Raw genomic sequence first — 20960 nt, 5'->3', positions numbered from 1 at the left:
CCCCAACAACTGTTCCCTAACTTTTTTACAGCGCCTTCAACTGGTCCAGCATCAGCCCGTCGTGGGGCAGGGCGGGGAGCCGTTGCAGGTCGAGCGCAAGGTCTTGCGGTGGCAGCCGATATCTCGTTTGATTCATCAACAGTTCCAGCACCAGATCCATGAGGCCCGATGCCACCGACTCGCCCGGGCATCGGTGCTGAGTGACGCGGTCCGCGCCGCCTTGAGGAATGAACTCGAACGGGCTGGGCACACGCGCAAAGAAACGCTCGGGCTTGAAGTCGTTGGGTTGGTTCCAGCAACGGGGATCGTGATTGGTGCCGTAAAGATCCAGCATGGCGCGGTAACCGCGCGGGAATGCGTAACCTGCCCAGTCGAAATCCTCCCGAACCCGTGCGGCAACGGTTGGGAAGAAGGGATACATGCGGCGTACTTCCTGAACGAATGCGGCGCGATACCGGTGGTCTTTTCCTTCCCGGACGATTTCGCGGCTCAATGGGGCCGTTTCGAGGGCATGGGCGCAGAAAACGACGAACACCGAGACCGCTACGGTTGGCCGCAAGAGATTGAGGAGTTCCACCGCAGCCACGCGTGAAGGCAGCAAGGCGCCATCGGTGGCCCGGAACCAGGCCACGGCTTGTGCGGAACTGCCTGGGGTAAAGCAGGCTTCGCCGCTACGCTCTGTGTCGATGAGCTTTTGTAGCCATTGTTCCGTTCGCTGGCGCGCGCGGCGCGCATGGACGTGGCGCCAGAGGCCTGACGCTGCACTGTCGAACAGTGCGGAGACCTGCTGGGTTCGGCGCGGTATGTCGGCAGGGGGCAATGGAATGCCGAGCCACTGGCATGCTGACTCCATGAGCCAGTGCTGCGCCACGGTGTAGAGCGAAATCGGAAGGTGTCCCGCCCACTGACGGATGCTGTGCGGCCACCGCGCGCGGGCAATGCGCAGCAAGGCCTGAACCTGCTCATCGCCTGTGGCGGCGATAAAGAGCGCCTTGCGATGCAAGTGGTCTGACCCGTCCAGGCCTTGAACACCGCCTTTGCCGAAGAGCGTCGCCTGCAATGGTTCCGGTGCTGCGCCTTCTCGCTGAAGCCGGCCGGCGTCATAGAACAATTCAGCCGCCGCCGCCCCGCTCATGCAAAGCGTTCGCTGGAGCAGTATGCGGCCCTGCACGACATCCGATCCCGCTGCTCGACAGGCATTGCCGATGAATCGGTAGGGATCGGCAAGCAGGGCGGCGGAGCTGTCCCACTGCGGAAGCTTCGGGATTTCACGGCGTCGCCCGGCCGGCCTTAGCGTCGCTACTTGTGCGGCGGAGGATTGGCTCGCGTGCGGGCATCCTTGTCCATAGACATCAGGCCGGGTATCGATAGGGAGCGTCATGGCCCGAGATTGGCAACTGGCATGCCTGATCTGCTCGCGTCGCCCCAACGATCTCAGGTGCGCAAAAAAAAGGCCATCCGCAATGGATGGCCCTGTTGGCACCGCTCTGGCGCTCAGAGAAATACCGTCAAGGCAGGAGGCGAACCTGCTCCACCTCGAAATCCATCTTGCGGATGTCCTTGTCGACTTCGCCCACCAGTTCGACGCGCTGGTCGGCGCCGATGGGTTGGCCCGCTGGAAAGCGCTTGGACGAAATTTCGACAGGCATGCGGCCGCTGTCGTCCGCAAACGTGTAGTTCTTACCGCCGTCGTGCGACACGATGCGGCCTTGCAGGCGCACGTGCTGGTCATCGGTGGCGGTGTCCAGCAACTGCTTGACGGTCATCGTGCGCACCGAGCTGGGTCCGGTATAGCCGGTAGTTGACGGTGCCGCAGCGCGTTCGCCCGAGGTGGGGCCTGTGTACTGTGCCAGCGCCGGCGCGGTGGCGCCCAGCAATCCGAGCGCAAGAACGATGGCGGCGGTGGATTTCTGCATGGTTTCACTCCTTGAGAAAGGTTGAGGTACCCAGGTTTGTGAACCTGGGGATGTACCTGCCAAGGGTGCCGAACACGAAAACGCTGCAATGTAGGTGAGTGCCGTCTGGCCACAGAAGCCAATGTGCAAGATGGGCGTGGCCATTGGCCTTGGCAAAACAAAAACCCCGCTATTCATGGGAATAGCGGGCTTTTTGTCAGCCACTGATGTGGCTTGATGGCTCCTCGACCTGGGCTCGAACCAGGGACCTACGGATTAACAGTCCGGCGCTCTACCAACTGAGCTATCGAGGAATATTCGGTATCTGACTAACGATGTAAAAGGCCCTGCGTACACATGCAAGGCCTTGATGATCTTGGCTCCTCGACCTGGGCTCGAACCAGGGACCTACGGATTAACAGTCCGGCGCTCTACCAACTGAGCTATCGAGGAACAAGACTTAGATTATATACACAAAAAATGAGCAAATTCCCGAGGGCCTGGGCGTCGAGCGCACCGGCGGTAGCTTGCCCGCGCACTCGCTCAGCGGCCCGGCTCTGGCCGCTGCCACAGCCACGCGAGCACGCAGGCCATGCACAGCGATGCGCTGACAGCCACCCAGCGTGGGGCGTGGCCGAAGATGAGCACCGCAGCCGCCAGCGCCATGAGCGCGCTGGCACTCCATTTGGCGCGGCGGCTCACCTGACCGCCATTGGCCCAGTCGCGCAGCATGGCGCCGAAGACCGGATGTCGCCACAGCCAGGCGTGCAAGCGCGGCGAGCTGCGGGCGGCCGCCCAGCCCGCCATGAGGATGAACACCGTCGTCGGCAGGCCCGGCACGAAGATGCCGATGATGCCCGTCACCAAGCTCAGCACCGCGAAGCACAGCAGCAGCCAGCGCACCGGCAGGGGCAGCGGGGCAGGGCGCGGTGGCGGGGGCAAAGGCTCTGGCGGAGACGGCATGTGCGGATTGTGCCTGCCGCGGTGCGACGGGCAGCGCTATGCTGCTCGGCACTTTCGACCTGGCGTCGGCTTTGCTTTTTTTACCCATGACCGTTCAAAACATTCTCAAAATGGGCGACCCGCGCTTGCTGCGCGTGGCCCAGCCCGTGACCGAATTCGATACTGATGCGCTGCACCTGCTGGTGCGCGACATGCTGGAGACCATGGAGGCGGTGAATGGCGCCGGCCTCGCCGCCCCGCAGATCGGCGTGGACCTGCAACTGGTGATCTTCGGGTCGGACCGCCCGAACCCGCGCTATCCCGACCGCCCCATCGTGCCGCGCACGGTGCTGCTCAATCCGCAGATCACCCCGCTCGGCGATGAGGAAGAAGAGGACTGGGAAGGCTGCCTGTCCGTTCCCGGGCTGCGTGGCAAGGTGCCCCGCTGGTCCCGCATCCGCTACGAAGGCGTGGACCCGTACGGCGACGCCATCGACCGCACGGCGGAGGGTTTCCATGCGCGGGTGGTGCAGCACGAATGCGATCACCTGATCGGCAAGCTGTACCCGATGCGGGTGCGGGACTTCACCCAGTTCGGCTACACCGAGGTGCTGTTTCCCGAGATCGATGCCGCCGAAGACGATTGACGGCGATGCAAGCGTGCGCTGTTGGCGCTTTGAATGAAAAGTGCCTCCAGCGCAATGAATATGGCGGTGTATTGCTATTGAATTTATAGCGTTCCAGAACTTTTATGCCCTGGCGCCGCTGCAGGATTTCGCAGCTCGCCACCCGCCCCGAGCTCACTCCGAAAGCGCGTTCAGCAGTTCGGTCTCGATCTGGATCTGCCGCGCATTGCTTTGCAGCTCGGGACCATGCACGAGGAAGGTGTCTTCCACACGCTCGCCCAGCGTGCTGACCTTGGCCAGTTGCACGCTCAGGTGGTGGCGCGACAGGATGCGCGCCACCAGGTAGAGCAGTCCGGCGCGGTCGCTGGCGGAGATGTTGATGAGCCAGCGCTGCGCTTTCTCATCCGGACGCAGCGTGACGCGCGGCGCCACCGGAAAGCTCTTCACGCGGCGCGATACGCGTTTGCGGCCGGGCTCCGGCAGTTCTGCGCTTTCGTCCTCGATGGCGCGGGCCAGGTCGCTTTCCACCATGTGCGTGAGTTCGCGGTAGTGCCCCGCCTGCTCAGAAGCGACCACCTGGAACGTGTCGAGCGCGCAGCCGTCATGGGCGGTGTGCACACGCGCATCGAGGATGCTGAAACCCGCCCGGTCGAAATACCCGCAGATACGGGCGAAAAGATCGGGCTGGTCGGTGGCGTACACCGTCACCTGAAGGCCTTCGCCCGCCAAAGATTGCCGCGCGCGCACCACCGTGCGGCCGGTGCCCACGTGGCGCGACAGATGGCGTGCGTGCCAGGCGATGTCGGCCGCCTCGTGGCGCATGAAGTAGCCCACATCGAGCGTGTCCCAGAGCTTCTTGTGCGCTTCGAAAGGCTGGGCCTGCAGCGCGAGCATCACCAATGCCTCGCGCTTGCGGGCTTCGATTTCGGCGGCGGCGTTGGGTGCGTGGCCGCCCAGGGCGCGCAGCGTGGCACGGTAAAGGTCTTCCAGCAGCTTGCCCTTCCAGGCGTTCCACACCTTGGGACTGGTGCCGCGGATGTCGGCCACGGTCAGCAGGTACAGCGCCGTCAGGTGGCGTTCGCTCCCTACGCGCCGGGCGAAGGCGCCGATCACGTCGGGATCGGACAGGTCCTGTTTTTGCGCGACCTGGCTCATGGCGAGGTGCTCGCGCACGAGAAACTCCACCAGCGCCGCGTCTTCCTCGTCCACATGGTGCTGGCGGCAGAAGTGGCGCACTTCCTCGGCGCCGATCTTGGAGTGGTCGCCCCCGCGGCCTTTGCCGATGTCGTGGAACAGCGCTGCCAGGTACAGCAGCCAGGGCTTGTCCCAACCGCCCGCCAGTTGGGAGCAGAACGGGTATTCGTGGGCGTGCTCGGCCATGAAGAACCGGCGCACGTTGCGCAGCACCATCAGGATGTGCTGGTCCACGGTGTAGACATGGAACAGGTCGTGCTGCATCTGGCCGACGATGCGGCGAAACGGCCAGAGGTAGCGGCCCAGCACCGAGGTCTGGTTCATGAGCCGCATCGCGTGCGTGATGCCGGCAGGCTGCCGCAGGATCTTCATGAAGGTCGCGCGGTTCACCGGATCGCGGCGGAAGGCGCTGTCCATCACGCCGCGTGCGTTGTACAGCGCACGCAGCGTGCGCACCGACAGGTCCTTCAGCCCCACCGTGGTTTCGTAGAGCAGGAACGTTTCCAGAATGGCGTGCGGGTTCTTTTCGTAAAGGTCGTCGCTGGCTACTTCGATCAGGCCGGCCTTTTCGAAGAAGCGCTCGTTGATGCGGTGCAACTCGTGCGTGGAGGGGCTCAGCCGCTCCTCGATGTTCATCAGCAGGATCTGGCTGAGCTGCGACACGGCCTTGGCCGCCCAGTAGTAGCGGCGCATGAGCGTTTCGCTCGCGCGCATGGCCAGGCGCTTGCCGTCGGGCGAATGCGAGCGGTAGCCGAACGATTCGGCCACGGCGGTCTGCAGATCGAACACCAGCCGGTCTTCATGCCGCCCGGCGATGGCGTGCAAGCGTGAGCGGATGAGAAACAGCACCGCCTCGTTGCGCTCGATCTGGGCCACCTCGAAAGGGGTTGCCATGCCGTTGGCGGCCAGCTCGCGCCAGTCGCGGCCGAGGCCGGCCGCGCGGGCCACCCACAGCACCGTCTGCAGATCGCGCAGCCCGCCGGGCGACTCCTTGCAGTTGGGCTCCAGCGAGTAAGGCGTGTTTTCGTATTTGTTGTGGCGCTGGCGCATCTCCAGCGTCTTGGCGACGAGGAAATCCTCGGCGTCCATCTGCGCGTCGTAGCGCTCCTGGAAGACCGAGAACAGCGAGGCGCTGCCGCAGACGCGCCGGGCTTCCAGCAGCGAGGTCTGCACGGTCACGTCGGCAGCGGATTCGGTGAGGCATTCGGCCACCGTGCGCACGCTTGACCCGATCTCCAGGCCCGCATCCCAGCAACTGCCGATGAACGATTCGATGGGTGCGCACAGTGCGCTGCCGGCGCCGGGCGACGACCCGTCGGGCAGCAGGACGAGCACGTCCACGTCGGAATGCGGAAAGAGCTGTGCCCGGCCATAGCCGCCCACGGCAAGCAGCGCCAGGTCGTCCGGCATGCCGGCGCGCTGCCACAACTGGCGCAGCAGGCGGTCCGCCAGCGTGGAGAGCTTGTGCAACAGGGTGCGGACGCCGCGCGTGGTGGCGCCGGCGGATTGCAGCGACGTGAGCAGGGCCGCCTTGTCTTGGCGGTAGGCGTCGCGCAGGGTGTGCAGGTCGGTCATGGACGGCGGCAAAAGAGGCTGGCGCTTCAGGGGCAACATGGTTCGCAGGGTAGCACTGGCCCCAAGCAAGAACCGTGCGCCAAGCCACCGCACCGCCGGGTTTCAGGCCGGCCGACCGTCCGGGACCATGGCGCTTTCAATGCCTGACGCCCCGACACGCCCTGCGCCCCCGCGCCCTGATGGCCTGACGTTTACGTCTTGGTCGCGGTCACGAAGGCTGGAGGAGGGGGCGAGCCGGCCGACAGGGTGAGCACTTCGTAGCCGGTTTCGGTCACCAGCACGGTGTGTTCCCACTGGGCCGACAGGCTGCGGTCCTTGGTCACGATGGTCCAGCCGTCGTTGCCGAACTCTTTGACCTCACGGCGGCCGGCGTTCAGCATGGGTTCGATGGTGAAGGTCATGCCGGGCAGCAATTCGTCCAGCGTGCCGGGGTAGCCGTAGTGCAGCACCTGCGGCTCTTCATGGAATTTCTGCCCGATGCCGTGGCCGCAGAACTCGCGCACGACCGACAGGCCATGGTGCTCGGCGTATTTCTGGATCGCGTGGCCGATGTCGCCCAGGCGCGCGCCGGGTTTGACCTTCTGGATGCCGATCCACATGGCGTCGTACGTCAGGCTGCACAGGCGCTTGGCCGCGATGGAGACGTCGCCGATCAGGTACATGCGGCTGTTGTCGCCATACCAGCCGTCCTTGGTGATGACGGTGACGTCCACGTTCATGATGTCGCCCTTTTTCAGGGGCTTGTCGTTCGGGATGCCGTGGCAGACCACGTTGTTGAGCGACGTGCACAGCGACTTGGGGTAGGGCGGGTAGCCGGGTGGCTGGTAGCCGATGGTGGCGGAGATGGTGCCTTGCTGCGCCATGCACTCGGCCGCGAGGCGGTCGACTTCATTCGTGGTCATGCCGGGCTGGATGTGGGGCGCAATGTAGTCCAGCACTTCCGAAGCCAGTCGGCATGCTTCGCGCATGCCGGCAATGCCTTCGGCGTCTTTGATGGTGATGCTCATAGGGGGCAATTATCCCATCGGCGCCTCGGGCCCACGCCCGCCAGGGCGAAGGCTTCTGCGGCGACCCGATCCGCCCCCGGTAAAATGCCGGGCTCCAGCATTCTCCGCACCCCGTCGTGCCTGCCCCAGTCAGCGGCCGGCCGTTCCGGGGTGGGGCCGCACCCTTTCCATCACCAACAGGCCGCCGAAGTGATCTCGCCGACATCGTCCACGAAGCCCTCCTTGCATCTCAGCACGTTCGAAGGCGGCAACGCCCTCAGCGCCTTTCGCATGCGCCAGCTGCTGCCCCAGCTGCAAGCCATCCACGATCGCATCACGGGCATCGCTGCCCGCTTCGTGCACCTGGTGGCCACCGACGCGGTGCCCACCCCGGCCGAAACCGAGCGCCTGGCCGCATTGCTGACCTACGGCGACCCCTACAGCGGCCCGGCGGACGGCCCGGCTATCGTCGTCACGCCGCGCCTGGGCACGGTTTCGCCCTGGGCGTCGAAGGCGACCGACATCGCGCGCAACTGCGGCCTGGCGATCCGGCGCGTGGAGCGCATCACCGAATACCGTGTCTCGCTCAAATCCGGCCTGCTGGGCGGCACGCCTGCGCTGACCGACGCGCAGCGCGGCCAGATCGCGGCGCTGCTGCACGACCGCATGACCGAATCCGCCGTGGCGGACCGTTCGGGCGCCGCGGCGCTTTTCACCGAACTGCCGGCCGCGCCGATGGATTTCGTGGATGTGCTGGGCGGTGGCCGCTCGGCGCTGGAGGCCGCCAACGCCCAGTGGGGCCTGGCGCTGGCCGACGACGAGATCGACTACCTGGTGAATGCCTTCCAGGGCCTGGCGCGCAACCCCACCGATGTAGAGCTGATGATGTTCGCGCAGGCCAACAGCGAGCACTGCCGCCACAAGATCTTCAATGCGCAGTTCACCATCGACGGCGAGAAGCAGGACAAGAGCCTGTTCGCGATGATCCGCAACACGCACCAGCTGGCGCCGCAGCACACGGTGGTGGCGTATTCGGACAACGCCTCGGTCATGGAAGGCTCCCGCGTGGAGCGGTTCTTGGCCAAAATGCCCTCCAGCGCAAGTACCACTAGGGCAGTGTGCTATGAAAAAAGTAGCGCCACGCACCACGTGCTGATGAAGGTGGAAACGCACAACCACCCCACGGCCATCTCGCCGTTCCCCGGCGCCTCCACGGGCGCGGGCGGCGAAATCCGCGACGAGGGCGCCACGGGCCGGGGCTCCAAGCCCAAGGCGGGCATGACGGGCTTCACGGTTTCCAAGCTCTGGGGCGGCGAGTTCGGCAAGCCCGAGCACATCGCCAGCCCGCTGCAGATCATGGTGGAAGGCCCCCTGGGCGGTGCGGCGTTCAACAATGAATTCGGCCGGCCCAACCTGCTGGGCTACTTCCGCGAGTACGAGCAATCGGTGGCGGGCGTGGCGCGCGGCTACCACAAGCCGATCATGATCGCGGGCGGCCTGGGCACGATCGATGCCGGCCTCACGCAGAAGATCGAATTCCCTGCCGGTTCGCTGCTCATCCAACTGGGCGGCCCCGGCATGCGCATCGGCATGGGCGGCAGTGCCGCCAGTTCCATGGCCACGGGTGCCAATGCGGCAGAGCTGGATTTCGATTCCGTGCAGCGCGGGAACCCCGAGATCGAGCGCCGCGCGCAAGAGGTCATCAACCATTGCTGGGCGCAGGGCGCGGCCAACCCGATCCTTGCGATCCACGATGTGGGCGCGGGCGGCCTGTCCAACGCCTTCCCCGAGCTGACCAACGACGCCGGCCGCGGCGCGCGCTTCGACCTGCGGGCGGTGCAACTGGAAGAGTCGGGCATGGCGCCCAAGGAAATCTGGTCGAACGAAAGCCAGGAGCGCTACGTGCTGGCGATCGCCCCGGAGTCCCTGGAGCAGTTCCGGGCCTTCTGCGAGCGCGAGCGCTGCCCCTTCGCCGTGATCGGCACGGCCACCGAGCACCGCCAGCTGGTGCTGGAAGACACCGCCTCCCCATCCGCCGACCAGAAGCATCCGGTCGACATGCCCATGGAAGTGCTGCTGGGCAAGCCGCCCAAGATGCACCGCGACGTGACGACGGTGCAGCGCGAATTCGCGCCCATCGACCTCACGGGCGTGCCGCTGCAAAAGGCCGTGATCGACGTGCTGGCTCACCCCACCGTGGCCAGCAAGCGCTTTTTGATTACCATCGGCGACCGCACCGTGGGCGGGCTGTCGCACCGCGACCAGATGGTCGGCCCCTGGCAGGTGCCGGTGGCGGACTGCGCCGTCACGCTGGCCGACTTCCAGGGCTTTGCCGGCGAGGCGATGAGCATGGGCGAGCGCACGCCGCTGGCATCCATCGACGCGCCCGCCTCGGGCCGCATGGCCGTGGCCGAAGCCATCACCAACCTCCTGGCGGCGCCCATCGAACTGCCCCGCGTGAAGCTCTCGGCGAATTGGATGGCCGCGTGCGGCGAGCCTGGCGAAGACGCGGCGCTGTACGCCACCGTGAAGGCCGTGGGCATGGAGCTGTGCCCGGCGCTGGGCATTTCGATCCCGGTGGGCAAGGATTCGCTGTCCATGCGCACGGTATGGAAGAGCCCCGCCGGTAGCGGCGCAGACGCGGGCGAGTCCAAAAAGGTGACGTCGCCCGTGAGCCTGATCGTGAGCGGCTTCGCCACGCTGACCGATGTGCGCGGCACGCTCACGCCGCAGCTCGACGCGTTGGAAGACGACACCACGCTGGTGCTGATCGACCTGGGCCACGGCAAGGCGCGCATGGGCGGCAGCATTCTGGGCCAGGTGCTGGGCCAGAGCGGCGACGTGGTGCCCGACCTGGACGACGCGCAAGACCTGGTGCGGCTGGTCGATGCGGTGAACGCGTTGCGGGCCAAGGGCCAGATCCTGGCGTACCACGACCGCAGCGACGGCGGCCTGCTGGCCACCGTGGCCGAGATGGCCTTTGCCGGCCACGTGGGCGTGGCGCTGAACGTCGATCTGCTCGTGACCGAGGGCGACGGCATCAGCGACAGCCGCATGGAAACGGGCGATGCGAAGAACTGGGCGTCCCAGGTGAGCGCGCGCCGCGAAGAGCTGACGCTCAAGGCGCTGTTCAACGAAGAGCTGGGCGTGGTGCTGCAGGTGCGCACCGCCGAGCGCAACGACGTCATGCAGACCCTGCGCGCGCATGGCCTTTCCAAGTGCAGCCACTTCATCGGCAAGACGCGCCCCGCATCGTCCACCATGGACGCCGGCAAGGGCGAACTGCAGGTGTGGCGCGATGCCAAGAGCGTGTTCAGTGCCACCCTGTCCGACCTGCACCAGGTGTGGGACGCAGTGAGCTGGAAGATCACGCAGCAGCGCGACAACCCCGCCACGGCCGACGCCGAGCACGCCGCAGCCGGCGTGCCTGCCGACCCGGGCCTGCACGTGGCGCTCACGTTCGACCCGGCCGAGGATGTGGCCGCGCCGTTTTTGAACCTCGCGCGGCCGAAGGTCGCCATCCTGCGCGAGCAGGGGGTCAACTCGCACATCGAAATGGCCTATGCCTTCAATGAAGCCGGTTTCGAGGCCCATGACGTGCACATGACCGACCTGCAATCGGGCCGCGCCCGGTTGTCGGACTTCGCGGGCGTGGTGGCTTGCGGCGGCTTCAGCTACGGCGACACGCTGGGTGCGGGCATCGGCTGGGCACGGTCGATCACGTTCAACTCCGTGCTGTCCGAGCAGTTCCAGGGCTTCTTCGGCCGCAAGGACACGTTCGGCCTGGGCGTGTGCAACGGCTGCCAGATGTTTGCCGAACTGGCCGACATCATTCCGGGCGCCGAGGCCTGGCCGCGCTTCACCACGAACCAGAGCGAACGCTTCGAGGCGCGCTTGTCGCTGGTGGAAGTGCTGGAGTCCCCGAGCCTGTTCTTCGCCGGCATGGAGGGCAGCCGCCTGCCGATCGCCGTGGCGCACGGCGAGGGCTATGCCAACTTCAAGTACCGCGGCAACCCTGCACAGGCCATTGCCGCCATGCGCTACGTGGATAACCACGGCGCCGCGACCGAGCAGTACCCGTTCAACCCCAACGGCAGCGCGGGCGGCCTGACGGCCGTGACCACCGCGGACGGCCGCTTCACAGCGATGATGCCGCACGCCGAGCGCGTGTTCCGCAACGTGCAGATGAGCTGGACCAGCGGCGATCGCAGCGCGCTGAGCCCGTGGATGCGCATCTGGCGCAACGCACGCAAGTGGGTGGGTTGAAGCGGGTAAACCGCACCGGCCCGGCTTGACGGCATCGGCACCCTGGCTCGCTGGGGTGCCGATTTTTCTTGGTGGGCCTGGCAGGCCCGGGGTCGGGTCAGGCCTGGGCGGGCGGGGCGCCAGCAGCCTCTGCAGACTGAGGGCGCTGGTAGATCAGCAGGCGGCCTTTATAGGCCGGCACGTCGAGCAGCGCAGCGCGGTCCAGCCGCTCTTCATGCAGCCCGAAGCCTTGTGCGGCCATCTGCTTGCTGAAAGCCGCGCGGTTGCCGCGGTCGGGGTCCACGATCCAGATCTGCGCGTGGGGGCTGGCGTGCCGGTCGATGAACTGGGCCAGGCTGGCGCGCGCGTCGCGCTCGTACAGCAGGTCGCTGCCCATGATCAGGTCGAACAGCCCATGCACGGGCCCGCCGTGGGCCTGCGCCAGCGGGCTTTCCAGGGCTTCGGGCGGGCCGAGCGCTTCGCCGCTGCCCCATTGGCCCTGGCGGTATTTCATGGGAGCCATGCCGTTCAGCAGCAGGTTTTCGCGCAGAAAGCTGCCAGCCAGCGGGTGGCAGTCGCTGGCGGTGACGTCGGCGCCGCGACGGTGGCACACCAGGCTGGCCAGCGCCAGGCCGCAGCCCAGTTCCAGAATGCGTTCGCCGGCATGCATCGGCCTCGCCACCATGCGCGCGGCCAGCTGCGCGCCGGAGGGCCACAGCAGCCCGAAAAGCGGCCACATGGCGGAGGAAATGCCCAGCGTTTCGGCATCGCCGGAGGGGTCGAAGAACTGCTGGCGGTCCAGCAGCGAGCGAATGATGAGGTCGTCCGCGCCGGCAATGGCGATGGATTCTTGCTTGGTCAGGTAGCCTGGCATGCGGCGCACGAAGAGCCCGCGTGAAGGACCCCGATATCGGTGGGAGGGCCGCCAGTATGCGCCCTGCGCCGACACGGGCGCTTCGCGGGCCGTTGCTATAGTGGGCGCCGCCCGGCCTGCGCGGCGCTCAGGCGTGGCGTGCGGCGCGCTGTTTTTCGGGCCCGCAAGCCTTCTCTTTCCCACTCGATTTTTCTAAGGATTCCCATGGCCGGTGCCAGCCTTTTGACGCTGCTCGACGATATCGCCACCGTTCTGGACGACGTGGCGCTCATGACCAAGGTGGCCGCGAGGAAGAGCGTTGCCATGGCCGATGACGTGTCCGTCATGACCAAGGTCGCGGCGCAAAAGACCGCCGGCGTGCTCGGCGACGATCTGGCACTGAACGCCCAGCAGGTCACCGGCGTGCGCGCCGAGCGCGAGATTCCCGTGGTCTGGGCGGTCGCCAAGGGCTCGCTGGTCAACAAGGCGATCCTCGTGCCGGCCGCGCTGCTGATCAGTGCGTTCATCCCCTGGGCGGTGACGCCGCTGCTGATGGTGGGCGGTGCCTTCCTGTGCTTCGAAGGGGCTGAAAAACTGGCCCACCGCTTCCTGCACAGCCACGATGCGCCCAAGGAAGAAGCCGGCCGCGAGGCGCACGCCCTGGCCAATGCCAACCCGGCGGTGGACATCGCCGCGTTCGAAAAAGACAAGGTCAAGGGCGCGGTGCGCACCGACTTCATCCTGTCGGCTGAAATCATCGCCATCACGCTGGGCACGGTCGCGAATGCGCCGTTCGGCCAGCAGGTGGCGGTGCTGGCCGGCATCGCGGTGATCATGACGGTGGGTGTGTATGGCCTGGTGGCCGGCATCGTCAAGCTGGACGACCTGGGCCTGTGGCTCACGCGCAAGACCAGTCGCGCCGCGCAGGCGCTGGGCCGCGGCATCGTGGCGGCCGCGCCGTGGCTGATGAAGGTGTTGTCGGTGGCGGGCACGGCCGCCATGTTCCTGGTGGGCGGCGGCATTCTGGTGCACGGCCTGCCGTTCGTGCACCACGCGGTCGAGGGCCTGGCGGCATCGGCTGCGCAGTGGCCAGCGGGCGGCTTCTGGCGTGTGCTGGTGCCCAACCTGCTCAACGCGGTGGTGGGCATCATCGCGGGCGCCATCGTGCTGGCGGTGGTGACGGTGGTGCAGCGCATGCGGGGCAAGGGCGCTCACTGAGGGCCTTCTCTGCGGCATCGCGGCACGGCTGGGCACAACGTGCCGGCGGTTTGATCCACGGCAAGGCCGGCTTGGCGGTTTGCCGGCCCAATGCATGCACGGGGGTCGTCCCCGTTCAACGCATCGAGTTTCCGTATGAAAAAAAACCTGCTGGCCCTGGCCGTGTTGTGCGCATTGACCTCCGGCACTGCCTTCGCGCAAACGACGGAAGGCCCCTGGCTCGTTCGTGCGCGTGCTGTGAATCTGGATTCGTCCAACAAGGACAGCACCGGCCTGGGCCTGTCGATCAATGATAAGACCTTGCCCGAGGTCGATATCTCCTACTTCTTCAACCGGAACATCGCCGCCGAACTGGTGCTGACCGTGCCGCAGAAGCAGGACGTGCGTTCCAGCGCGCTGAACGCGCAGATCGGCACCCTCAAGCACCTGCCGCCTTCGCTGATGCTGCAGTACCACTTCGACGCGCCGGGCTTTCGCCCCTATGTGGGCGCTGGCGTGAACTACACGCGCTTTTCCAGCGTGCGCCTGCCTGCGGGCGTGAGCATCGACAAGAGCAGCTGGGGCGGTGCGCTGCAGGTCGGCGTGGACATTCCACTCACCAAGAACCTGGTGCTCAACTTCGATGTGAAGAAGGTCTACATCCAGACCGACGTGTTCGGCGCTGGCGCCAAGCTGGGCACGCTCAAGATCGATCCCGTGCTGGCCGGCATCGGCCTGGGCTGGCGGTTCTGATCACCGGCCGCCGCGTGCTCGCGGCGGGCCGCTGATCGCCTGGTGGGGCAGGGCCGGCGCAGTGCGCCGGCTTTTTCGTGGTGGATCCAGCGAGCGGCGTGGCCCGGTAGAGGGTCGGGGGATCGCAGCATTTCACTGAGTGGGCTCGGGCGGGCTGCGGCGGGTGCCGAACGGTCCCGTTCCATCGGTGTGTCCCCGCAGGCGCCGCCACAGCGCGGGCAGGGCCGTGCGGATGTCCGGACGCTGGCTGCGCAGCGCGACTTCCGGCGCACCGGCATCGAGTTGGCCCGGCGTGCCCAGGTCGAAGTGGAAGGTGTAGTCGGGCTCCTGCCCCATGCGCAGATCGGTCAGGAACACATGGCCGTCCCGCGTCCGCATGCGATAGAACCCGTGGCTGAAGTCGGCGATCTGGGCGACCTCGGGCACGGCCTGGTAGCGGCCGATCAGCGGCGCGCCACGCTCGTGCAGCGTCCATTGCATCGGCCGCCCGCCATCCGCGAGGGCGTAGAACCCTTCCGCATACTGCGTGGGCGTGACGGCCACCACGCGCCACAGCAAGGTGTTGAAGGGGGTCGGCGTGACGAGCACCGTCTGCACGGGCAGCCCCTGCGTGCGCAGCGACGCCATCGCCACGCCGGTGACGTATTGCTGCGCACCCGCGCTCCAGGCCAGGTAGAGCGTGCTGAGCACGAGGCCCCAGCGGTTCCAGCGCATGCCGACCAGCGGGCCGCTGACCAGTGCCGCCACCACGCCGACGATCAGCGGCACGGTGTACAGCGGGTCGATGATGAAGATGCTGCCCACGCCGTAGGGGTGGCTGGTGAACGGCTTCCAAAGCTGGGTGCCGTACACCGTCATGGCGTCCAGCAGCGGGTGCGTGATGAGCGCCAGCCACATCGCCAGCCACCACCGGCGCCAGCCGGCCTGCTCGCCATGCAGTCGCGCGACGATCCAGCCAAGGGGCGCGGAGAACAGCGTGAGGTACAGCAGCGCATGGCTTTCCGCCCGGTGCTGGACCATGTTGGCGATGGCATTGCCATGGTCGATGAATGCGTCCAGGTCGGGCAGCGTGCCGGCCACCGCGCCCCACAGCGCGGCTTTCCAGGGGGCGGTGCGTCGCCCCATCACGGCGAGGGAAACGGCGGAGCCGAGGGCGATCTGGGTCAGGGAATCCATGGCGGCGGTGGCAGGCCGGCGGGGCGGCCAATGTGGTCGATCGGCGGAGTGTGGCTCAGGCGGAGCGGCGCTTTCGGGCGTGTGCGAAAAGGCCGTGCGCCGCCGGGGATGATTTCCGTCGAGCGAGACCGCATCGGCTGGGCCGGATTCCTGACGCCCGAGATACTTGGCGGACGTGTCCTACACCCATCCGTCAGGGTGTCTGCAATCCTCTGTTACATGGCGTTCGCCAGGTTGACGCAGAGCGACCCGAGAATGGCCATGCATCGCGACGGTGCCGCAAGGCGCGCTGCGATCCCCACAGACCCCCAGCCGCGAGCGCCATGCAGAACACACCGCACCACGACATCATCCAGGGGCTGGCCAGCCGTCCCGCGTGCATCTCACCCAAATACTTCTACGACCAGCGCGGCTCGCAGCTGTTCGAAGAGATCACCCGCCTGCCCGAGTACTACCCCACCCGCACCGAATACGAGGTGATGCACGCCCACGGCAATGACATCGCCCGGGCCGTGGGGCAGGGCGGCACGGTCATCGAACTGGGCGCGGGCAGTTGCGAAAAGGCGCGCACGCTCTGCCGGCTGCTGCAGCCGGCATGTTTCGTCGGCGTGGACATTTCGGCCGATTTCCTGCGCGAGGGCGTCGCCCGCCTGTGTGAGGACCTGCCGCAACTCAAAGCGCACGCCGTGGCGGCCGACCTGACCCGCCCCATCCGGCTGCCGGCGGAGGTGCCCCGCGCCCGCCGGGTCGTGTTTTACCCCGGCTCTTCGATCGGCAACTTCGACCCCCCGCAAGCGCTGGAATTGCTGTCGCGCATGCGGGCGCTGGTGGACGACGACGGCGCGCTGCTGATCGGCATCGATCTGCCCAAGGACGTGCAGGTGCTGGAGGCGGCCTACGACGATGCGGCCGGTGTCACCGCCGCGTTCAACCGCAATGTGCTGACCCATGTGAACCGGCTGATCGGCAGTGACTTCGCGCCCGAGGCCTGGGAGCACCGCGCGTTCTTCAACGGTGAGCAGTCGCGCATCGAGATGCATCTGGAGGCGCGCGATGGCGCCCAGGTGCGATGGCCCGGCGGTGGCCGCGACTTCGCTGCGGGCGAGCGCATTCATACCGAAAACAGCTACAAATACAGCCTGTCGGCCTTCCAGGACCTGCTGGCGCGCGCGGGCTTTTCGCGCGCCCATGCCTGGACCGACGACCGGGGCTGGTTCGCCGTGGTGCACGCACAGCCATGAACCTTGCCACCCGCCTTACCCACGCCGTAACGCCCGGAAGCCTGGGCGCCCGTTACGCCGAAGTGCGCCGCGCCTCCATGGCGCTGGCCCTGCCACTGTCCGACGAAGACTGCTGCGCGCAGTCCATGCCCGATGCCAGCCCCGTGAAATGGCACCTGGCGCACACGACCTGGTTCTTCGAAACCTTCATCCTGGAGCCGAACGAGCCCGGCTTCGCGCCGTTCCATCCGGCGTTCCGGGTGATCTTCAACTCGTATTACAACGGAGTGGGCGACAAGCACCCCCGGCCGCAACGCGGCCTGTTGACCCGCCCCGCGCTGCCGCAAGTTCTGGCCTACCGCGCCGATGTGGATGGCCGCATGGCACGCCTGATGGCGGACCGGCCGGACGACGCCGCGCTGGCGGCGCTGGTCGAACTCGGCCTGCAGCACGAGCAGCAGCACCAGGAGCTGATCCTCACCGACGTCAAGCACCTGCTGTCGTGCAGCCCGCTGTGGCCCGCATACCGCTTGCCCGGCCATGCCGCCGCGCAGCCCGCGCTGTCGCCGACGGGTGGCGCGCCGCTGGCGTGGCACGCCTTCAATGGCGGCGTGTGCGAGATCGGGAACACCGGCAACGATGGCTTCGCGTTCGACAACGAGAGCCCGCGCCACCGCGTGTACCTGCAGCCGTTCGAACTGGCCTCGCGCCCGGTGACCACGGCGGAATACCTCGCCTTCGTGGAAGACGGCGGCTACCGCGACCCCGCCCACTGGCTGGCCGAAGGCTGGGACTGGTGCCGCGCGCAGGCGCTGGAGCACCCCATCTACTGGCAGCGCCAGGGCACGGCGTGGCATGAGTTCACCCTGGCCGGCCCCCGTCCGCTGCAGCCCCATGCCCCTGCGGTGCACCTGTCGTACTACGAAGCCGACGCCTACGCACGATGGGCGGGCGCCCGCCTGCCGACCGAAGCCGAATGGGAAGCGGCCGCCACCCTGCAGGGCGCCGACCCCGCCAGCGGGCACTTCGCCGACAGCGGCGCACTGCACCCCCGGCCCGCCGCGTCCGACGCCAGCCGGGGCCTCGCCCAGATGTTCGGCGATGTCTGGGAATGGACGCAGTCCAGCTACGCGGCCTATCCAGGGTTCCACGTGGCCGAGGGCGCGGTGGGCGAATACAACGGCAAGTTCATGGTCAACCAATACGTGTTGCGCGGCGGCTCGTGCGCCACGCCGCCTGGGCATGTCCGGGCGACATACCGCAATTTCTTCCCGGCCACGGCGCGCTGGCAGTTCTCCGGCCTGCGTCTGGCGCGCGACCTTTGATGCGGATCGGTTTGCTATTATTTTAATAGCTGCCAGCGCATGATTCCCTAGGGCGGGAGGCCAAAAAGACCTCAAACCCGTTGGTTCGCTGCGGCTGGCGGCATCCATGGTGCGTGGCGGCTGTGATGGCCCTGCTGGCGTGCCTTACACCGCGTCCAGTGCCTGTGCCAGGTCCGCCTGCAGGTCTTCGATGTGCTCGATGCCCACGGACAGCCGCACCATGCCTTCCGTCACGCCGGCCTTGGCCAGTTCTTCCGCATCCAGCTGGCGATGGGTGGTCGATGCAGGGTGCGTGGCCAGCGAGCGTGCGTCGCCGATGTTCACCAGCCGCGTGAAGAGCTGCAGCGCATCCAGGAAGCGCGCGCCGGCCGCACGCGGATCGGTGCCCTCGGTGCGCAGGCTGAACGAGAGGATGCCCGACGCCCGGCCCCCCAGTTGGCGCTGCACCAGCGCGTGGTCCGGGTGGTCCGGCAGGCCTGCGTAGCGCACCCATTCCACTTCCGGATGGCTTTGCAGAGCGCGGGCGATGGCCAGCGTGTTCTCGCAGATGCGGTCCATGCGCAGCGCGAGCGTTTCGATGCCCTGCAGGATGAGGAACGCGTTCTGCGGCGCCAGCGCCGCGCCCGTGTTGCGCAGCGGCACCACGCGCGCGCGGCCGATGAAGGCCGCTTCGCCCAGCGCCTCGGTGTAGACCACGCCGTGGTAGCTCACGTCGGGCTCGTTCAGGCGCGGAAAACGCGCCTTGTGCTGCGCCCAGGGAAACTTGCCGCTGTCCACGATGGCGCCGCCCACGCTGTTGCCGTGGCCGCCCAGGTACTTGGTGAGCGAGTGCACCACGATGTCTGCGCCATGCTCGATGGGGCGCAGCAGGTAAGGGCTGGGCACCGTGTTGTCCACGATCAGCGGCACGCCATGCTCGTGCGCGACCTTCGCCAGCGCGGCGATGTCGGTCACGTTGCCCAGCGGATTGCCGATGGACTCGACGAAGATCGCCTTCGTCTTCGCGTCGATCAGCTTGCCGAAGCTGGCCGGATCGCGCGCATCGGCGAAGCGGGTGGTGATGCCTTGCTGCGGCAGCGTGTGGGCGAACAGGTTGTAGGTGCCGCCGTAGAGCGTGCTGGCCGACACGATGTTGTCGCCGGCTTCGGCGATGGTCTGGATCGCGTAAGTGATCGCGGCCATGCCCGAGGCCACGGCCAGGGCGGCGATGCCGCCCTCCAGTGCCGCGACGCGCTTTTCCAGCACGTCGTTGGTCGGATTCATGATGCGCGTGTAGATGTTGCCCTGCACCTTCAGATCGAACAGGTCGGCGCCATGCTGGGCACTGTCGAAGGCATAGGCGACCGTCTGGTAGATGGGCACGGCCACGGCCTTGGTGGTGGGGTCGGGCGACTGCCCGGCATGGACGGCGAGGGTTTCGATCCGCATGGTCTGTCTCTTTCTGGGTGGCAACAAGGGGAAGGCGCAAAAACGCAAAGCCGGGGCACGAGCCAAGCACCGCTTGGCGGTGAACCCGGGCCGGGCCATTCTTGCACCGCCCCGCCCGCGGCCGAACGACCCATTGGCTATGTGCTTATGCACCGGTGCGCCTGCAGCGCCTGCAGCGCCTGCAGCGCCGGTAGGGTGCAGCGCCGCGCAGCACCGCGCGTTGCCGCGATGATTTTTGCGAAAGATTTGCAGGCGCCGGTAAATCTTGCGAAGGGCATTCCCGCCGCAGCGGGGCAGGGCGTGGGCACACAGCTTGCCGCCCCTGGCTGTCCACCGGCGTGCCTGGCCGCGGCGCGCTTTCCTTCCTCTTCCATCGCAACCCTTTCGGAAAGGTCCCTTGCATGAACGCTTCCAACCCGCCCGACGAATCCCTCAACGACCGCGCAGCGCCCGATGCGCAGGACCTGGAGCGCGGCCAGGCGCGGCAGCCCGACGGCCCCAACGTCGCGCCCAGCCCGACCGAGCACCTGGCGGCACGCGGCCAGTTACCGGCTGGCCGTGCTGCCTCGCTCGGGGCCGATGCGGCCGACCCTGCCGACCCGGGTGCCTCCGCGCCGTCGCCCGCACCGCTGCCCAAGCGCTGACGGCGCTGCCCGCTGGGCTCCGCCCTGGCTTCTTGAACACGAGGAGACGAACACGATGGAATCCAAAACGACGCTCGGAATGAACCGCACCGGCATCCAGAGGTCGCCCTTCGACACGGCCGACATGGAAGCGGGATTGAAGGAATTCGCGCCGCCCACGGCCGGCCAGCGCGAAGACACGGCCGTGCGGCTGGAATACGCCGACGCCACCGAGGGCCTGGGCACGGTGCCCCCGCCGGGAACGGTCAAGGGCATGCTGAAGTCCGGCATGGACATGATGACGGGCAACCGCCCGCAGGTACTGGTGGACAAGCTGGGCGAGCGCCTGGCGTTCGAGCGCAGCGGCGTGCGGCTTTATGAGAGCGCCTTGGTGAAATGCGCCGCCCAGCCCGACCTGCTGCGCGAGGACGAGGTCCAGGCCCTGCGCCTGCACCGCGACCAGGAGCTGGAGCACATGCACCTGCTCAAGCGCGCCATCGAGATCCTGGGCGCCGACCCCACCGCGCAGACGCCTTGCGCGGACCTGGTGGCGGTCGAGAGCATGGGCATGGTGCAGGCGATGAACGATCCGCGCACCTCGCTGGTCCAGGCACTGAACGTGGTGCTGAACATCGAGCTGATCGACAACGCCGCGTGGGAACTGCTGATCGACCTGGCGCGTGCCGCAGGGCACGACACCCTGGCGACGGAATTCGGCCATGCCGCCGAGCAGGAAGACCGCCACCTGTTGCATGTGCGCGCGCTGGTCGAGCGGCTCACGCTGGAGGACGCCAGCCTATTGCGCGCGCCGGGCTGAGGGCTCACCGCCCACGGCGATCGGTGCCGGTCGGCCGGGCAGCCTGCGCCGAAGAACGATCAATGCCCGCGCCTGGACCGGCCACCGGGCAGGAGCGGGCAGGAC

16 protein-coding genes and 2 tRNA genes are annotated in these 20960 nt (G+C 67.2%); 8 read left to right on the top strand and 10 right to left on the bottom strand.

Annotated features, from left to right (window positions below; all coding sequences use genetic code 11):
• Nucleotides 1–25 precede the first annotated feature (25 nt).
• The 5 genes from BLT03_RS11740 to BLT03_RS11720 form a co-directional block, all read right to left on the bottom strand.
• On the bottom strand, nucleotides 26–1381 hold the full coding sequence (locus tag BLT03_RS11740) for a cytochrome P450 (RefSeq protein WP_245711343.1): 1356 nt from the start codon (nucleotides 1379–1381) through the stop codon (nucleotides 26–28).
• A 127-nt stretch (nucleotides 1382–1508) separates the two neighbouring features.
• Nucleotides 1509–1916, bottom strand: coding sequence for a YgiW/YdeI family stress tolerance OB fold protein (locus BLT03_RS11735; protein WP_092743808.1), 408 nt, complete (start codon nucleotides 1914–1916; stop codon nucleotides 1509–1511).
• A 217-nt stretch (nucleotides 1917–2133) separates the two neighbouring features.
• A tRNA-Asn gene (locus BLT03_RS11730) sits at nucleotides 2134–2209 on the bottom strand.
• A 63-nt stretch (nucleotides 2210–2272) separates the two neighbouring features.
• Nucleotides 2273–2348, bottom strand: a tRNA-Asn gene (locus BLT03_RS11725).
• 90 nt (nucleotides 2349–2438) lie between these two features.
• Nucleotides 2439–2858, bottom strand: a complete 420-nt coding sequence (locus BLT03_RS11720) for a YbaN family protein (protein WP_092743806.1) — start codon at nucleotides 2856–2858, stop codon at nucleotides 2439–2441.
• A gap of 86 nt (nucleotides 2859–2944) precedes the next feature.
• Here BLT03_RS11720 and def point away from each other — a divergent pair, with 86 nt between their 5' ends.
• Nucleotides 2945–3484, top strand: coding sequence for a peptide deformylase (gene def, locus BLT03_RS11715; RefSeq protein WP_092744006.1), 540 nt, complete (start codon nucleotides 2945–2947; stop codon nucleotides 3482–3484).
• Between the two features lie 153 nt (nucleotides 3485–3637).
• On the opposite strand, the gene BLT03_RS11710 is transcribed toward def, so the two are convergent.
• The gene (locus BLT03_RS11710) at nucleotides 3638–6232 is read right to left on the bottom strand and encodes a [protein-PII] uridylyltransferase (RefSeq protein WP_092743804.1); all 2595 of its coding nucleotides are present in this window, start codon (nucleotides 6230–6232) and stop codon (nucleotides 3638–3640) included.
• Between the two features lie 191 nt (nucleotides 6233–6423).
• Nucleotides 6424–7239 carry a type I methionyl aminopeptidase gene (gene map, locus BLT03_RS11705; RefSeq protein ID WP_092743802.1) on the bottom strand — a complete coding sequence of 272 codons (816 nt, stop codon included), beginning with the start codon at nucleotides 7237–7239 and terminating at the stop codon, nucleotides 6424–6426.
• Nucleotides 7240–7461: 222 nt separating this feature from the next.
• Here map and purL point away from each other — a divergent pair, with 222 nt between their 5' ends.
• The gene (gene purL / locus BLT03_RS11700) at nucleotides 7462–11484 is read left to right on the top strand and encodes a phosphoribosylformylglycinamidine synthase (protein WP_271466376.1); all 4023 of its coding nucleotides are present in this window, start codon (nucleotides 7462–7464) and stop codon (nucleotides 11482–11484) included.
• Between the two features lie 97 nt (nucleotides 11485–11581).
• Here the strand turns inward: purL and BLT03_RS11695 are convergent, their stop codons facing one another.
• A complete protein-coding gene (locus tag BLT03_RS11695; RefSeq protein WP_092743798.1) occupies nucleotides 11582–12337 on the bottom strand; it encodes a class I SAM-dependent methyltransferase in 756 nt (251 codons plus the stop codon).
• 204 nt (nucleotides 12338–12541) lie between these two features.
• Between BLT03_RS11695 and BLT03_RS11690 the strand changes: the two genes are divergently transcribed.
• Both BLT03_RS11690 and BLT03_RS11685 read left to right on the top strand, forming a co-directional pair.
• On the top strand, nucleotides 12542–13534 hold the full coding sequence (locus BLT03_RS11690) for a DUF808 domain-containing protein (protein WP_092743796.1): 993 nt from the start codon (nucleotides 12542–12544) through the stop codon (nucleotides 13532–13534).
• Between the two features lie 135 nt (nucleotides 13535–13669).
• Complete coding sequence (locus BLT03_RS11685; RefSeq protein WP_092743794.1) at nucleotides 13670–14266, top strand: OmpW/AlkL family protein; 597 nt, start codon at nucleotides 13670–13672, stop codon at nucleotides 14264–14266.
• 132 nt (nucleotides 14267–14398) lie between these two features.
• On the opposite strand, the gene BLT03_RS11680 is transcribed toward BLT03_RS11685, so the two are convergent.
• Complete coding sequence (locus BLT03_RS11680; protein WP_092743792.1) at nucleotides 14399–15442, bottom strand: metal-dependent hydrolase; 1044 nt, start codon at nucleotides 15440–15442, stop codon at nucleotides 14399–14401.
• Nucleotides 15443–15765: 323 nt separating this feature from the next.
• Here BLT03_RS11680 and egtD point away from each other — a divergent pair, with 323 nt between their 5' ends.
• Both egtD and egtB read left to right on the top strand, forming a co-directional pair.
• On the top strand, nucleotides 15766–16683 hold the full coding sequence (gene egtD, locus BLT03_RS11675; protein ID WP_092743790.1) for an L-histidine N(alpha)-methyltransferase: 918 nt from the start codon (nucleotides 15766–15768) through the stop codon (nucleotides 16681–16683).
• Complete coding sequence (egtB, locus tag BLT03_RS11670) at nucleotides 16680–17987, top strand: ergothioneine biosynthesis protein EgtB (RefSeq protein WP_092743788.1); 1308 nt, start codon at nucleotides 16680–16682, stop codon at nucleotides 17985–17987. The genes egtD and egtB overlap by 4 nt, the downstream gene beginning before the upstream one ends.
• Before the next feature lie 144 nt (nucleotides 17988–18131).
• On the opposite strand, the gene BLT03_RS11665 is transcribed toward egtB, so the two are convergent.
• Nucleotides 18132–19415 (bottom strand): O-acetylhomoserine aminocarboxypropyltransferase/cysteine synthase family protein, encoded by a 1284-nt coding sequence (locus BLT03_RS11665; protein WP_092743786.1) that lies wholly within the window; start codon nucleotides 19413–19415, stop codon nucleotides 18132–18134.
• A 401-nt stretch (nucleotides 19416–19816) separates the two neighbouring features.
• Between BLT03_RS11665 and BLT03_RS11660 the strand changes: the two genes are divergently transcribed.
• Nucleotides 19817–20059 carry a hypothetical protein gene (locus BLT03_RS11660; protein ID WP_092743784.1) on the top strand — a complete coding sequence of 81 codons (243 nt, stop codon included), beginning with the start codon at nucleotides 19817–19819 and terminating at the stop codon, nucleotides 20057–20059.
• Between the two features lie 55 nt (nucleotides 20060–20114).
• Nucleotides 20115–20855 carry a ferritin-like domain-containing protein gene (locus tag BLT03_RS11655; protein WP_092743782.1) on the top strand — a complete coding sequence of 247 codons (741 nt, stop codon included), beginning with the start codon at nucleotides 20115–20117 and terminating at the stop codon, nucleotides 20853–20855.
• Nucleotides 20856–20960: the final 105 nt, after the last annotated feature.

This window comes from Paracidovorax valerianellae, assembly GCF_900102625.1.
GTDB lineage: Bacteria > Pseudomonadota > Gammaproteobacteria > Burkholderiales > Burkholderiaceae_C > Paracidovorax > Paracidovorax valerianellae.
The sequence above is the reverse complement of the archived record's forward strand: the minus strand, read 5'-3'. Positions and strand labels throughout refer to the sequence as shown.

Bases quoted from the DNA above. Each gene is read 5' to 3' on its own strand.
- BLT03_RS11740 (WP_245711343.1), bottom strand. From the start codon at position 1,381: ATGACGCTCCCTATCGATACCCGGCCTGATGTCTATGGACAAGGATGC.
- BLT03_RS11735 (WP_092743808.1), bottom strand. From the start codon at position 1,916: ATGCAGAAATCCACCGCCGCCATCGTTCTTGCGCTCGGATTGCTGGGC.
- BLT03_RS11720 (WP_092743806.1), bottom strand. From the start codon at position 2,858: ATGCCGTCTCCGCCAGAGCCTTTGCCCCCGCCACCGCGCCCTGCCCCG.
- def (WP_092744006.1), top strand. From the start codon at position 2,945: ATGACCGTTCAAAACATTCTCAAAATGGGCGACCCGCGCTTGCTGCGC.
- BLT03_RS11710 (WP_092743804.1), bottom strand. From the start codon at position 6,232: ATGACCGACCTGCACACCCTGCGCGACGCCTACCGCCAAGACAAGGCG.
- map (WP_092743802.1), bottom strand. From the start codon at position 7,239: ATGAGCATCACCATCAAAGACGCCGAAGGCATTGCCGGCATGCGCGAA.
- BLT03_RS11695 (WP_092743798.1), bottom strand. From the start codon at position 12,337: ATGCCAGGCTACCTGACCAAGCAAGAATCCATCGCCATTGCCGGCGCG.
- BLT03_RS11690 (WP_092743796.1), top strand. From the start codon at position 12,542: ATGGCCGGTGCCAGCCTTTTGACGCTGCTCGACGATATCGCCACCGTT.
- BLT03_RS11685 (WP_092743794.1), top strand. From the start codon at position 13,670: ATGAAAAAAAACCTGCTGGCCCTGGCCGTGTTGTGCGCATTGACCTCC.
- BLT03_RS11680 (WP_092743792.1), bottom strand. From the start codon at position 15,442: ATGGATTCCCTGACCCAGATCGCCCTCGGCTCCGCCGTTTCCCTCGCC.
- egtD (WP_092743790.1), top strand. From the start codon at position 15,766: ATGCAGAACACACCGCACCACGACATCATCCAGGGGCTGGCCAGCCGT.
- egtB (WP_092743788.1), top strand. From the start codon at position 16,680: ATGAACCTTGCCACCCGCCTTACCCACGCCGTAACGCCCGGAAGCCTG.
- BLT03_RS11665 (WP_092743786.1), bottom strand. From the start codon at position 19,415: ATGCGGATCGAAACCCTCGCCGTCCATGCCGGGCAGTCGCCCGACCCC.
- BLT03_RS11660 (WP_092743784.1), top strand. From the start codon at position 19,817: ATGAACGCTTCCAACCCGCCCGACGAATCCCTCAACGACCGCGCAGCG.
- BLT03_RS11655 (WP_092743782.1), top strand. From the start codon at position 20,115: ATGGAATCCAAAACGACGCTCGGAATGAACCGCACCGGCATCCAGAGG.